The organism is Paenirhizobium cremeum, from assembly GCF_047553425.1.
Classification (GTDB): Bacteria; Pseudomonadota; Alphaproteobacteria; order Rhizobiales; family Rhizobiaceae; genus Allorhizobium; species Allorhizobium cremeum.
The window spans coordinates 1761576-1775945 of record NZ_CP180217.1 but is presented as its reverse complement, the minus strand read 5'-3'; the positions used below and the strand labels follow the sequence as shown (position 1 = coordinate 1775945).

Sequence of the window (14370 nt, the reverse complement as noted above, 5' to 3'; positions counted from 1 at the left end):
TTCGTCCCGTCGCGGTGCTCGGGCTTTTTCCGGGCATCTGCCGGTAATGCCGGAAGGGCTATCGGGAAACGAAACCCGTGGGCCCGTTCCTGTCATTCATCTTTCGGCGTCGGGCCAGACAGGCAGGCTAATGCTCTGAAGATCCTCAGGAGCAGCGCCGTCGATACACGCGATCACGGCTTTTGCCAGTTCGCGGCCGGCCTGGCGAACATCCTCGAAGGCCGTGATGATTTCGGGCCTTATCCAGTTGAGGATCGGGATCGCCTGTTTCGATACGAGGTCGACATCACTCCCGACACGTTTTCCCGCCGCCTCGATGCCGGCATTCACCGCAACGGCGGCGCTGCCGGCGGAACAGACGATGCCGTCGGGCGCGTCATCGGAACGCATCAGCGCTTCGATGGCGTTACGAATGTCCGGCAGGGGCGAGTCGATGGTGACCCGCAGCGGTATTTCCTGTGCGCCGAAGCGATGAAGCGCGGAAAGAAAGCCCTCGCGGGTATGGGTATAATAGGTAAGCTTGCTCGGGGGCTGGAGCAGGGCGATGCGACGGCGGCCGCGTGCGACCAGACGTTCCACGGCCTGCCGGGAAAAGGCCTCGTTGTCGAAATCGTGATAGGGATGCACCAGTCCGCAATCCGTGCGGCCGTGGGTGGCGAACGGCATGTTCTGCTCGACGAGCAGCCGAACGCGCGGATCGTCCGGCTCGATCCGGGAGATGATGACGCCATCCGCCGAACCGGTATCGAGAATATAACGCACCGGCAGCATCGGGTCCTTGCTGTGGGAATGCGGCGTCACGACGATATGATAGGGTGTGCCGGACAGGACTTCCGAAATGCCGAAGACCATCTGGCTCGAGAACCCCATGATCTCCTCGTCGATGCTCAGGACCAGCGCAATGACATTGGTCTTGCCGGTGCGCAGGCGGACGCCGGCCCTGTTGGGCTGATAGCCGAGCTGGCGGGCGACGGCACGCACGCGTTCCTTGGTTTCCGCGCCGATGTCGGGAGCATCCTTCAGGGCGCGGGAGACGGTGGTGATACCCAATCCTGTCATGAAGGCAATGGTCTTGAGAGTGGGTCGCTCCTTGGTCTCTGCCGCAAGAGCCGAGACGGCTCTTTCATTTCCGTTTTTCATGCTGTCCCCGTCACTGCCCCTTCGGGCAGTATAGTTACCTTATCGACGACTGCAAACGCATCCTCATTCTCTGAACGATGAAGTTCCAGTCGAAATCTGTAACGTTACAGTTCATTTGTCGAGCGATTTCCATGCTGCAATGCGATGCTGCAGCAACTTTTAAGTGCGGTTGCATTTCAGCTCTCTAAGGTTGCGCTGCAGCGAAGGGTTCGGCGTGCGACGCAATAAGATAATCCGCGGTACTGCGCCTAATTATGGTAAGCTATCGTTTTCCTTCCAACTTTCTCTGAGCGTCGCGAGAGATCGATATCCCTGAAATGGGATGAGATTTCATTCCCTCATAGGTAGAAAAAATCATGAAGAAAATAAAAATCGTTTGCGCCGGTTGCGTGGTTAAATTGATTCGAATAGATTTTTACGGCAACGTTTCAGTGAGGGAGGAGACTCATGAATTTTCGTAGCGTCGCGGCGTTTCTGGCCGCAAGCGTGGTGCTGCCTCTGGGCGCCGTCCAGGCCGCCGATCTCGAGGTTACCCATTGGTGGACGTCCGGTGGCGAGGCCGCGGCGGTCGCCGAACTCGCCAAGGCCTTCGATGCCACCGGCAATAAATGGGTCGATGGCGCCATCGCCGGCTCCGGCGGAACGGCGCGGCCGATCATGGTGAGCCGCATCACCGGAGGCGATCCGATGGGCGCCACCCAGTTCAACCACGGCCGTCAGGCGGAAGAACTCGTCCAGTCAGGCCTGATGCGCGATCTCACGGATGTGGCGACCAAGGAAAACTGGAAGGAAATCATCCGTCCGGCAAGCCTGCTCGACAGCTGCACCATCGACGGCAAGATCTATTGCGCGCCGGTCAATATCCATTCCTGGCAGTGGCTCTGGCTTTCCAACGAGGCCTTCAGCAAGGCCGGTGTCGCGGTTCCCAACAACTGGGACGAATTCGTCGCGGCCGCACCGGCGCTCGAAAAGGCCGGCATCGTGCCGCTCGCCGTTGGCGGTCAGCCCTGGCAGTCGAACGGCGCCTTCGACGTCTTGTTTCTTGCGCTTGCCGGCAAGGACACCTTCCTGAAGGTGTTCGGGGACAAGGATGCGGACGTCGCGGCGGGACCGGAGATCGCCAAGGTCTTCAAGGCAGCGGACGATGCACGCCGCATGTCGAAGGGCACCAATGTTCAGGACTGGAACCAGGCGACGAACATGGTCATCACCGGCAAGGCCGGCGGCCAGATCATGGGCGACTGGGCGCAGGGCGAGTTCGCGCTCGCCGGCAAGGTTGCCGGCAAGGACTATACCTGCCTGCCGGGCCTCGGCGTCAATCCCGTCATCGCCACCGGCGGGGACGCTTTCTACTTCCCGCTCTTGAAGGACGAAGAGAAAGCCAAGGCCCAGGAAGCTCTCGCTTCGACGCTGGTCGCACCGGCGACGCAGGTTGCCTTCAACCTGAAGAAGGGGTCTCTGCCGGTGCGCGGCGACGTCGATCTTGCCGCTGCCAACGACTGCATGAAGAAGGGTCTCGATATCCTTGCCAAGGGCGACGTGATCCAGTGGACGGACCAGCTCCTGTCGGCGGACAGCCAGAAGCAGAAGGAGGACCTGTTCTCCGAATTCTTCGCCAATCCGTCGATGACGCCGGAAGATGCGCAGAAGCGCTTCGTGGATATCATCGCTTCGGCCGACTGATCGCATTCTCCCGAGACATCCGGCGCGGGCGGCAAGACCCGCGCCGGGTTTGCCATCCGGGATAAGATGCCTTGCGGATCGTACCTGCATGACGGACCGGAAACCTGGTGTTTTGCGGATTTCGTCCTGCGGGGAGTGCTGGATCACGAAGAAGGAGTGACCCATGAACGGCCATTCGACGGGCCAATCGGCGAACCGGGGACGTCCGGGACGTCCCAATCATTTGTTGCGCAATCTCAATTCCAAGATTGCTTCCATTCCGATGGTCCTGACCGCTCTCGTCATCTTTCTCGGGGGCACGATCTGGACGATCGTCTATTCGTTCACCAATTCGAAGCTCTTGCCGCGGCTGAAATTCGTCGGGATAGAGCAGTATGAGCGTTTGTGGGCGGCACCCCGCTGGCTTGTCTCGATCGAAAACCTGGCGATCTACGGCATCTTCACGCTGATCTTCAGCCTCGTCATCGGCTTCGTGCTCGCGGCGCTGATGGACCAGAAAATCCGCTTCGAAAATGCCTTCCGGACGATCTTCCTCTATCCGTTCGCGCTGTCCTTCATTGTGACGGGGCTCGTCTGGCAATGGGTGCTCAATCCGGAATTCGGCATCCAGTCCGTGGTCCGCAGCCTCGGCTGGACGAGCTTCACCTTCGATCCGCTCTATAATTCCGACATCGTCATCTATGGGGTGCTGATCGCCGGTCTCTGGCAGGGGACGGGTCTCGTCATGTGCCTGCTGCTGGCCGGGCTGCGCGGCATCGACGAGGACATCTGGAAGGCGTCGCGGGTCGACGGCATCCCGATCTGGAAAACCTATCTCTTCATCGTGATCCCGATGATGCGGCCGGTCTTTATCACCACGCTGGTCATCATCGCGAGCGGCATCGTGCGGGTCTACGACCTCGTCGTCGCGCAAACCAGCGGCGGACCGGGCATCGCTTCCGAAGTGCCGGCGAAATACGTCTACGACTACATGTTTCAGGCGCAGAATCTGGGGCAGGGGTTCGCCGCCTCCACCATGATGTTGGTCACCGTGGCGATCATCATCGTTCCCTGGGCCTATCTCGAATTCGGAGGAAGGAAGCGTGGCTGACACCGGTTCCCTCAACGCAATCGCCGCCGGAACGGAGCCGGTGTCCGACCGGCTTCAGGCAGGGCCGCGCGGTGCCAGACCCCGTCGCCTGCTTTCTCCGCGCAACATCATGATCTATGGCACGCTGTTCGTGGCGGCGGCCTATTACCTGTTGCCGCTTTATGTGATGGTGGTCACATCCTTGAAGGGCATGCCGGAAATCAGGCTCGGCAATATCTTCTCGCCGCCGGTCGAGATTACGTTCGAGCCCTGGGTCAAGGCCTGGGCGACGGCCTGCACCGGCCTCAATTGCGACGGCCTTTCACGCGGCTTCTGGAACTCGGTGAGGATCACCGTCCCCTCGACGCTAATCTCGATCCTGATCGCCTCGGTCAACGGCTACGCGCTCGCCAACTGGCGCTTCAAGGGGGCGGATTTCTTCTTCACCATCCTGATCGTCGGTGCCTTCATCCCCTATCAGGTGATGATCTATCCGATTGTCATCGTGCTGCGCGAGATCGGGCTTTACGGTTCGCTGGGCGGCCTCGTCATCGTGCACACCATTTTCGGCATGCCGATCCTGACGCTGCTCTTCCGCAACTACTTCACCTCCTTGCCCGAAGAGCTGTTCAAGGCGGCGCGCATCGACGGAGCGGGCTTCTGGCAGATCTATTTCCGCATCATGCTGCCGATGTCGCTGCCGATTTTCGTCGTCGCGATGATCCTGCAGGTGACGGGCATCTGGAACGACTTCCTGTTCGGCGTCGTGTTCACCCGGCCGGAATATTACCCGATGACGGTCCAGCTCAACAACATCGTCAACTCCGTTCAGGGGGTGAAGGAATACAACGTCAACATGGCTGCCACGCTGCTGACCGGCGCGGTCCCGCTCATCGTCTATTTCGTGTCCGGCCGGCTTTTCGTCCGCGGCATCGCCGCCGGCGCAGTGAAGGGTTAAGTGCATATGTCCTACAGTGTATCGATCAAGGATCTGTCTTTGAGTTTCGGCGCGGTCAACGTGCTGCAGAACCTCAATCTCGACATCCGGGACGGCGAGTTTCTCGTGCTGCTGGGGTCATCCGGCTGCGGGAAGTCGACCCTGCTCAACTGCATCGCCGGTCTGCTGGAACCGACCGACGGGCAGATTTTCATCAAGGACCGCAACGTCACCTGGGAGGAACCCAAGGACCGCGGAATCGGCATGGTTTTCCAGTCCTATGCGCTCTATCCGCAGATGAGCGTGGAGAAGAACCTTTCCTTCGGTCTCAGGGTCGCCAAGGTGCCGGCGGAGAAGATCCGGGAAAAGGTGGCGCGCGCCGCCGAGATCCTGCAGATCCAGCAATTGCTCGACCGCAAGCCGGCAGCGCTATCCGGCGGCCAGCGCCAGCGCGTCGCGATCGGCCGGGCGCTGGTGCGCGATGTCGATGTCTTCCTGTTCGACGAGCCGCTGTCGAACCTCGACGCCAAGCTGCGTTCCGAATTGCGCGTGGAGATCAAGCGGCTGCACCAGTCGCTGAAGAACACGATGATCTACGTCACCCACGACCAGATCGAGGCGCTGACGCTGGCGGATCGCATCGCCATCATGAAGAGCGGCGTGATCCAGCAGCTCGACGATCCCATGGTGATCTACAACCGACCGAAGAACCTGTTCGTCGCCGGCTTCATCGGTTCGCCGCCGATGAACTTCTTCCGTGGAGAACTTGTCGACCGCGGGGGCCGGGTGGCCTTCACCACGGGCGGGGTCGATTTCTCTCTCGCTGGCTACGAGGCGGGCGCTCCGCTTAACGCGGGCCGCAAGGTCGTGCTGGGGGTCAGGCCGGAACACATCATGCTCGACGAGGACGTGCCTCAAGGCGCCGAGCTTCACGAGGCGACCGTCGACATCGAGGAGCCGATGGGAGCCGATAACCTGCTCTGGCTGAAACATGCCGGCCACGTCATTTCGGTCCGGACGGCGGGCACCCGTCGTTACAGGCCGGGCACGAAGGTGCGCCTCGGCTTCGACATGAACGTCGCCTCGCTTTTCGACGCCGGCACGGAGGAGCGGATTTGAACGGCCGTGGTCGGATCTGCCCGTGACCCATACCCCCTCCACCCGTTCAGACAGGGAGAAGGTGCCGGCGGGTGGATGAGGGGCAGGGCGTACGTTTCGTGAAAACGGGCGAACCCGCCCAGCATATCTTTGAGATCAGAAGCATGACGGACAAATCAGATTTCAAGCTCGACCTCTCAGGCGAATGGCGGCTTTCCTCGGCCGACGGCGAACATTCGGCGACGATCGTGCTGCCCGGCGACGTTCATTCGGCCCTGCAGGCGGCGGGGATCATTTCCGATCCGTATTTCGGCCGCAACGAGGAGGCTGTGCAGTGGGTTGCCGAGCGGGAGTGGTCGGTGGAACGATCCTTCTTCGTCGATCGTGCGGAAGGCAACTGGTATCTCGACATCGACTATCTCGACACGGTGGCCGTCGTGTTCGTCAACGACGTGCCGGTTCTTTCGGCTGACAACTGCTTCCGCCGTTACCGGCCCGATGTCTCCGAGGCAATCGAACCCGGCGAAAACCGCATTCGAATTCATTTCCATTCGAGCATTGCAGCCGGTGCCGAACGGCAGGCGCGGCAGCCTTTCTACATTCCCTATCATGACGGCAATTCACCGATCCCGAACGGCAACATGCTGCGCAAGCCGCAGTGCCATTTCGGCTGGGACTGGAATATCGCCGTCGCACCGCTCGGCCTTTACGGCACGATCGCGTTAAAGAGGCTCGATCCCGCGCGGATCGAACATGTCGAAACCGAGCAGGTTCACCTCGAAGACGGCGGTGTTGATCTTCATGTCACGCTGACGCTGTTTTCGGCCGAGCCGGCCGTCGTGCCCGTCCATTTCGAATTCGCCGGCGAAAGAGTGAGGCTCGATTGCGGCATTGCCGCGGGGGAGACCCGGATCAGCCATGTCTTTCATGTCGAAAGCCCCAGGCTCTGGTGGCCGGCGGGCAGCGGCGAGCAGGCGCTTTACGCTCTCGTCATCGACATTCCCGGCGAGACCGTCACCCGGCAGATCGGGCTTCGGACCATCGAACTCCTGACCGATGCGGACGAGGCCGGCAGCCGCTTTGCCTTCCGGATCAACGGCCGGGAAATTTTCTGCCGCGGCGCCAACTGGATACCGGCCGACGCACTTTATTCGCGCACGGACAGGGACAAGACGGAAGACCTCCTGAACTCGGCCGTCGAAGCCAACATGAACATGATCCGCGTCTGGGGCGGAGGTTTCTACGAGGCCGACTGGTTCTACGATCTTTGCGACCGTCTCGGCCTCATGGTCTGGCAGGACTTCATGTTTGCCTGCAACCTTTATCCGTGCAGCGAGGATTTCCTGTCGAACGTCGCCCAGGAGGTCGATTATCAGGTCCGGCGACTTTCCTCGCATCCGTCCATCGCACTCTGGTGCGGCGACAACGAACTGGTGGGCGCTCTCACCTGGTTCCCGGAATCGGTCAGGAACCGCGACCGCTATCTCGTCGCCTATGACAGGCTCAACCGGACGATCGAACAGGGCGTGAAGAAGGCGTTTCCACAGGCCATCTGGTGGCCGTCGAGCCCCGCATCCGGCTATCTCGATTACGGCGACGCCTGGCATGCAGACGGCTCCGGCGACATGCATAACTGGTCGGTCTGGCACGAGAACAAGTCGTTCGACAATTACCGCAGCGTCAAGCCGCGCTTCTGCTCCGAGTTCGGCTTCCAGTCCTATACGTCGCTGCCGGTTATCCGCGGGTTTGCGGAGGAGGCCGACCTCAACATAGCCTCCCCGGTGATCGAGCTTCACCAGAAGAATGCCGGCGGCAACGAGCGGATCGCCGGCACCATGTTCCGCTATTTCCGTTTCCCGAGCGATTTTTCCAGATTCGTCTATCTCTCGCAGATCCAGCAGGGACTGGCGATCCGCACGGCCGTCGATTACTGGCGCTCGCTGAAACCCCATTGCATGGGCACGCTCTACTGGCAGCTTAACGACACCTGGCCGGTCGCCTCCTGGTCGAGCCTCGACTATGGCGGCGGCTGGAAGGCGATGCACTACATGGCGCGCCGGTTCTTCCAGCCGGTCAACGTCGCGGCCATTCCGGCCGCCGACGGCACTCGCATCGCAATCTCCATGGTCAACGACACGGCCGATCCGGTCGCAATCGACCTGACGCTGTTTGCCCTGACACTGGGCGGTGAACGCATTCCACTCCGGAGCACAAGTGGCATCTGCCCGCCGGACCGGGCGGGAACATTGGTCGAAATCGAGGAAACGGACATTCCCGTCGACTGCCTTCTCGCCTGGAGCTTCACGGCATCGAACGGCATGACCGGCGAGGGGCACTACGTTACCGACACCTACAAGGCGCTGGAGCTCAGGCCGGCCGGTCTCGAGACCGCGGTCACCGAGACGGGAGGCGGTTCCTTCGAAATCGCCGTCAGCGCGCAAGGCCTCGCCTTGTTCGTCATGCTGGAAGCGGATGTCGGCGGTCGGTTTTCCGACAATGCCTTCGACCTCCACGCCGGCGAGATGCGCCGCATCGTCTTCAAGCCGTCCGTGCCGCTCGCCGCCGGCGCGCTTCCGGGAATTACCGTCTACGACCTTCAGGGCAGCCACTCAGCCGGCTGAACGATTTTACACAGAACCGGGCGCGGCACTCTCAAGGTCCAGCCCAGCAATAAGAGGAATAACCCCATGACCAAGCTTGGTTTCCAGCTTTACAGCGCCCGCAATTTCCAACCTTTTTCCGCGATCTTTCCGCAACTCTCAGAAGCCGGCTACACCCATGTGGAAGGCTATGGCGCGATGTATGCCTCGCTCGACGATACCGGTCTCGACAAGCTCCGTGCGGAACTCGATACGAATGGGCTCACCATGCCGACCGGCCATTTCGGTCTCGATATGCTCGAAGGCGATGCTGGCAGGGCATTGAAGATCGTCAAGGCGCTCGGGATCGAGGCCGTTTATTGCCCCTATCTCATGCCGGATGCCCGGCCGAAGGACGAGGTCGGCTGGTTCACCTTCGGCAAGCGCCTGCAGGAGGCGGGCAAGCCGTTCCGTGATGCCGGTCTGGTCTTCGGCTGGCACAATCACGATTTCGAATTCGCGACGCTCCCGGATGGCTCGACGCCCCAGGAGCAGATCTTCGCCGGCGGGCCGGAACTCTCCTGGGAGGCAGACATCGCCTGGATCATCCGCGGCAAGGCCGATCCATTTGCCTGGATTGAGAGCTACGGCAAACGGATCACCGCCGTCCACGTCAAGGACATCGCCGCGGCGGGTACCAATACCGATGAGGACGGATGGGCGGATGTCGGGCACGGTACCGTACCATGGAAGGATCTCATGGCGGCGCTCAGGCCCTATGGTGTGGCCCATTATATTCTCGAACATGACAATCCGAAGGACATCGGCCGCCTGATCGCGCGTTCCATCGATGCCTTCAAAACCTACTGACACCCGGACTCTCAGGATACTCCCATGGCACGCGAACTCGGCGTCGGCATCATCGGATGCGGCAATATCTCGACCACCTATTTTTCACTTGCCCCGCTCTTCAAGGGGCTGAAGGTGCTGGCCTGCAGCGACCTCAACATGAACGCCGCGGAAATCAGGGCGGAGGAATACGGCGTCAAGGCGCAGACACTGGACGAACTGCTGGCGAACGACGAGCTCGACATCGTCGTCAACCTGACGATCCCGGATGCACATTACGCCGTCTCCAAGCGTATCCTGGAGGCGGGCAAGCATGTCTACTCGGAAAAACCGTTGGTGCTCAGCCTGTCGGCCGGCGAGGAACTCCGCCGGATCGCCAAGGAAAAGGGGCTTTCGGTGGGCTGCGCGCCCGATACCTTCCTCGGCGGCTCCCATCAGCTTGCCCGCAAGTTCATCGATGACGGTGGAATCGGCCGCGTCACTTCGGGCACCTGCCATGTGATGAGCCCCGGCATGGAGATGTGGCATCCGAATCCGGACTTCTTCTTCCTGCCGGGCGGCGGGCCGATCCTCGACCTCGGACCTTACTACATCGCCAATCTCATCAACCTGATCGGGCCGGTGAAGCGGGTGGCGGCGCTTACTTCCATGGCCTCGGAAACGCGCACCATCACCAGCCAGCCGCGCGCCGGCGAGGTGATCCCCGTCAGGACACCCACCAACATCCACGCGCTCCTGGAGTTCGCAAACGGCGCGACGGTCACGCTCTCGGCAAGCTGGGACGTCTGGTCCCACCGCCACGGCAACATGGAACTCTACGGCACGGACGGCTCGCTCTATGTGCCTGATCCGAATTTCTTCGGCGGCAAGGTGGAAGCTTCCGGCCGCGACAAGAACATTGCGCCCCTGGACGCCTGGGACCATCCCTTCGGCATCGACAACCAGGAGAGCCCGCAAGGGCCGCGCGCCAACTACCGTACGGCCGGCCTTGCGGACATGGCCGTGGCGATTCTCGATGGCCGGGATGCCCGCTGCTCGCTCGACCGCGCGCTGCATGGCGTCGATGTCATGACCTCCATCCTGAAATCCGGCGAGACGGGTGAGTTCGTCACCCTTTCGACCACCTGCACCCAGCCAGTGGCGCTCGGTATCGAGGAGGCGCAGGCGCTGCTGCGGTGATTTCCTTTCCCTAACCCTCTCCACAAGGGGAGGGGCGTAGGCGCGCCCGACGATGGATTTCCCGGATGGCTGGGTTAAGCTCACGCTCCTGGGGAAATGCCGCATCCCCACGGTTTCTCCCCGCTTGTGGGGGGAGCCGGCAGGCCAGTCTGGGCCCTGTGTCCTGCGGCAACGAGTATTGCATTTGGAGAGACCTTCATGATCTGGCAACCGGCCGAGAACCGCTACGAGCGGATGACCTATAATCGCTGCGGCAGGAGCGGCCTCAAACTACCGGCGATATCGCTCGGGCTCTGGCAGAATTTCGGCGTCGAGACACCGCACGTCACCAAGCAGGCGATCTGCCGGAAAGCTTTCGATCTCGGCATTACCCATTTCGACCTCGCCAACAATTACGGCCCGCCCGGCGGCGCCTCCGAACAGGCCTTTGGCGAAATCCTGAAAACAGATTTCGCCGGTCTGAGGGACGAAATGGTCATATCGACCAAGGCCGGATATCACATGTGGCCGGGTCCCTATGGCGAATGGGGCAGCCGGAAATATCTCATTTCATCCTGCGACCAGAGCCTCAAGCGGCTCGGCCTCGATTACGTCGACATCTTCTATTCCCACCGCTTCGATCCCGACACACCGCTCGAGGAAACCTGTGCGGCGCTCGATCACATCGTGCGCTCGGGCAGGGCGCTTTACATCGGCATTTCCTCCTATAATTCGAACCGGACGCGTGCCGCATACGACATATTGAAATCGCTCGGCACGCCGCTCCTCATCCACCAGCCGAGCTATTCGATGATAAACCGCTGGATCGAGGAGGACGGCCTCGTCGACACGCTGGAGGAACTGGGTGTCGGCGCAATCGTCTTCTCGCCGCTTGCCCAGGGCATGCTGACATCGAAATATCTCGGCGGCATTCCGGCCGGCAGCCGCGCAGCGCTCGACCGTTCGCTCGATCCGGCCTTCCTCAACGAGCGCAACCTCGAAAATATCCGCGCGCTCAACGCCATCGCCGAACGGCGGGGACAGACGCTTGCGCAGATGGCGCTCGCCTGGGTGCTCAGGGGCGGGCGGATCACCTCGGCGCTGATCGGCGCGTCGCGGCCGGAGCAGGTGGAGGACTGCGTCAAGGCTCTGGAAAACAGTGCGTTTTCCGAGGCGGAACTGGCCGAGATCGATGTCTACGCCAGAGACGCCGACATCAATATCTGGGCGGCGTCGGCCGAGCGCAAAGGGCCGCCGAGACGGAAGAAATAAAGCTGTGACTGGATACCCCCTCTGTCGGTGGGCCAGAGGGGGTCTCGCGATTTTGGAGGAGAATGCATGATCCTGAACCCCATCCTGCCGGGTTTCAACCCGGACCCGTCGATCTGCCGGGTCGGAGAGGACTACTACATCGCCACCTCGACCTTCGAGTGGTATCCGGGCGTGCAGATTCATCATTCGCGGGATCTGGCGAACTGGCGGCTCGTGCGGCGCCCGCTGGAGCGGGCAAGCCAGCTCGACATGCGCGGCAATCCGGACAGCTGCGGTATATGGGCGCCCTGCCTGTCGTTTTCCGACGGCCTGTTCTGGCTGGTCTATACCGACGTCAAACGCTTCGACGGTAACTTCAAGGACGCCCACAACTACATCGTGACGTCGTCCTCGATCGATGGGGAATGGTCCGATCCGGTCTATGTGAACTCTTCCGGTTTCGACCCCTCGCTTTTCCATGACGACGACGGACGCAAGTGGTTCCTCAACATGCAGTGGAACCACCGGTCCGAAAGCTATGGCGGTTCGCCCAAACACCCGGCCTTCGACGGTATCCTGCTGCAGGAATGGGACCCGGTCTCGAAGACGCTCACGGGGCCGGTAAAGAACATCTTCGCGGGGAGCCCGCTCGGGCTGGTGGAGGGACCGCATCTCTTCAAGCGCGACGGCTGGTACTATCTCACGACGGCCGAGGGCGGCACGGGCTACGACCATGCCGTAACCATGGCGCGGTCCCGGACGATCGACGGCCCCTATGAGACGCATCCGCAGGTGCATCTCATCACCGCGAAGGACCACCCGCAGGCAACGTTGCAGAGGGCAGGGCACGGCCAATATGTCGAAACGCCGGAAGGCGAGGCCTATCACACCCATCTTTGCGGACGGCCGCTTCCTCCGTTGCGGAGATGCACGCTCGGCCGCGAAACGGCGATCCAGAAATGCGTCTGGCGGGATGACGGCTGGCTCTATCTCGCCGATGGCGGCCCGGTACCCGCGGTCAGCGTCGAGGCGCCCTTTACGGTGACCCGGAGCGAACGTCCGGAAATCGTCCGAAGCGATTTCCATGGCGTGAAACTGCCGGAAGAGTTCCAGTGGCTCAGAACCCCAGAACCCTACCGTCTCTTCAGCCTGACGCGACGCCCCGGACATCTTCGGCTCTTCGGACGCGAAAGCATCGGTTCCTGGTTCGAGCAGTCGCTCGTCGCCCGGCGGCAGGAGGATCATTGCTTCCGGGCCGAGACGAGGGTCGAATTCGACCCGGACACCTATCAGCAGGTCGCCGGACTGACTCATTATTATAATCGCCACAAGTTCCACGCGCTGGGGATGACGCTGAATGAAAAGCTCGGCCGTGTCCTGACGATCCTATCCTGCCTCGGCGATTATCCGGAAGGACGACTGGAGTTTCCGGCAGGCCATAGCATTCCGGTGCCGGAGGGAGCGCTCGATCTCGCCCTGGAGGTCATCGACAACGCGGCGCAATTCTTCTGGCGCGCGGCCGGTGAGGATCGCTGGCAGTCGATCGGCCCGGCGCTCGATGCCGGCGTGGTCTCAGACGAGGGCGGGCGCGGAGAACATGGCTCCTTCACCGGCGCGTTTGTCGGCATGTTCGCCTTCGATATCAGCGGGCGCGCAAAGCCCGCCGATTTCGACTGGTTCGTCTATCGCAGGCTTTGAAAGGAAAGCGCGGCTCGCGGCCGCCCTTTTTGTCTGACAGGTGAAGCCGGCTTAGCCGAGGCGCTCGGCGTGCCACTTCAGGTGATCGTCCATGAAGGTGGAGATGAAGAAATAAGAGTGGTCGTAGCGCTCGTGCATCCGGAGCGTCAGGCCGATGTCCGTGCCCTTGATCGCCTCTTCGAACAGCCAGGGCTTCAGGCCGGTTTCGAGGAAGCTGTCGGCCTTGCCCTGATCGATCAGGAATTCCGGGAAGCGCGCGCCGTCCTCGACCAGCGCGCAGGCGTCGTAGGGCCGCCATGCGGCCTGATCCTCGCCGAGATACTTGGTGAAGGCGTCGGGCGTCCAGTCGGCCGTCGAGGGGCTGACGATCGGCGCAAACGCCGAACAGCTCCTGTAGGTTGCGGGGTTCTTCAGCGCGATGGTCATGGCGCCATGGCCGCCCATCGAGTGGCCGAAGATGCCCTGCCGGTCCATATCGACGCGGAAGTGTTCGGCGACCAGCGCCGGCAGTTCCTGCGTGATGTAGGTGTACATCTGGTAGTTCTCGGACCAGGGTTTTTCGGTCGCATCGAGATACATGCCCGCGCCCTTGCCCATCTTCCAGTTGGTCAGTTCGTCCGGCACGTCGTTGCCGCGCGGGCTGGTGTCGGGGCAGACGATGATGAGGCCGAGTTCGGAAGCCATGCGGCGATACTCGCCTTTTTCCATGACGTTGGCATGGGTGCAGGTGAGGCCCGAGAGATACCAGAGGACCGGCCGCTTTTCCTTGATCGCCTGCGGCGGTACGAAGACGGCAAAGGTCATCTCGCACCGGCAAGCCTCGGAGTCGTGGGAAAAGACGCCCTGCATGCCGTCGAAGGCGGTGTTCTGGGAGATGATTTTCATGACAATACCTCTGATGCAGCAGA

General features: G+C 61.5%; 11 protein-coding genes. 9 read left to right on the top strand and 2 right to left on the bottom strand.

Going from position 1 to position 14370, the window contains the following annotated elements; all coding sequences use genetic code 11:
• Window positions 1–96: 96 nt before the first annotated feature.
• Window positions 97–1140 carry a LacI family transcriptional regulator gene (locus ACLBKR_RS08930; protein WP_113340269.1) on the bottom strand — a complete coding sequence of 348 codons (1044 nt, stop codon included), beginning with the start codon at window positions 1138–1140 and terminating at the stop codon, window positions 97–99.
• A gap of 447 nt (window positions 1141–1587) precedes the next feature.
• Here ACLBKR_RS08930 and ACLBKR_RS08925 point away from each other — a divergent pair, with 447 nt between their 5' ends.
• The 9 genes from ACLBKR_RS08925 (at window position 1588) to ACLBKR_RS08885 (ending at window position 13462) form a co-directional block, all read left to right on the top strand.
• Window positions 1588–2823, top strand: a complete 1236-nt coding sequence (locus tag ACLBKR_RS08925; protein ID WP_113340270.1) for an ABC transporter substrate-binding protein — start codon at window positions 1588–1590, stop codon at window positions 2821–2823.
• A 163-nt stretch (window positions 2824–2986) separates the two neighbouring features.
• Window positions 2987–3913 carry a carbohydrate ABC transporter permease gene (locus tag ACLBKR_RS08920; protein ID WP_112831904.1) on the top strand — a complete coding sequence of 309 codons (927 nt, stop codon included), beginning with the start codon at window positions 2987–2989 and terminating at the stop codon, window positions 3911–3913.
• Window positions 3906–4850: a carbohydrate ABC transporter permease gene (locus tag ACLBKR_RS08915; protein ID WP_113340271.1), complete on the top strand. Its 945-nt coding sequence runs from the start codon at window positions 3906–3908 to the stop codon at window positions 4848–4850. Before ACLBKR_RS08920 ends, ACLBKR_RS08915 begins: the two co-directional genes overlap by 8 nt.
• 6 nt (window positions 4851–4856) lie before the next feature.
• Window positions 4857–5948, top strand: a complete 1092-nt coding sequence (locus ACLBKR_RS08910) for an ABC transporter ATP-binding protein (RefSeq protein ID WP_113340272.1) — start codon at window positions 4857–4859, stop codon at window positions 5946–5948.
• A gap of 143 nt (window positions 5949–6091) precedes the next feature.
• Window positions 6092–8548 carry a beta-mannosidase gene (locus ACLBKR_RS08905; protein WP_414901459.1) on the top strand — a complete coding sequence of 819 codons (2457 nt, stop codon included), beginning with the start codon at window positions 6092–6094 and terminating at the stop codon, window positions 8546–8548.
• Window positions 8549–8614: 66 nt separating this feature from the next.
• Window positions 8615–9376: a sugar phosphate isomerase/epimerase family protein gene (locus tag ACLBKR_RS08900; RefSeq protein WP_414901457.1), complete on the top strand. Its 762-nt coding sequence runs from the start codon at window positions 8615–8617 to the stop codon at window positions 9374–9376.
• Window positions 9377–9400: 24 nt separating this feature from the next.
• On the top strand, window positions 9401–10534 hold the full coding sequence (locus ACLBKR_RS08895; RefSeq protein WP_113424810.1) for a Gfo/Idh/MocA family protein: 1134 nt from the start codon (window positions 9401–9403) through the stop codon (window positions 10532–10534).
• Window positions 10535–10732: 198 nt separating this feature from the next.
• Entirely contained in the window at window positions 10733–11785 is a 1053-nt protein-coding gene (gene mgrA, locus ACLBKR_RS08890) for an L-glyceraldehyde 3-phosphate reductase (RefSeq protein ID WP_113424808.1), read from the top strand.
• 66 nt (window positions 11786–11851) lie between these two features.
• On the top strand, window positions 11852–13462 hold the full coding sequence (locus ACLBKR_RS08885) for a glycoside hydrolase family 43 protein (RefSeq protein WP_113424807.1): 1611 nt from the start codon (window positions 11852–11854) through the stop codon (window positions 13460–13462).
• Window positions 13463–13513: 51 nt separating this feature from the next.
• Here ACLBKR_RS08885 and fghA read toward each other — a convergent pair whose 3' ends face one another.
• Entirely contained in the window at window positions 13514–14347 is an 834-nt protein-coding gene (gene fghA, locus ACLBKR_RS08880) for an S-formylglutathione hydrolase (protein ID WP_113486816.1), read from the bottom strand.
• Window positions 14348–14370: the final 23 nt, after the last annotated feature.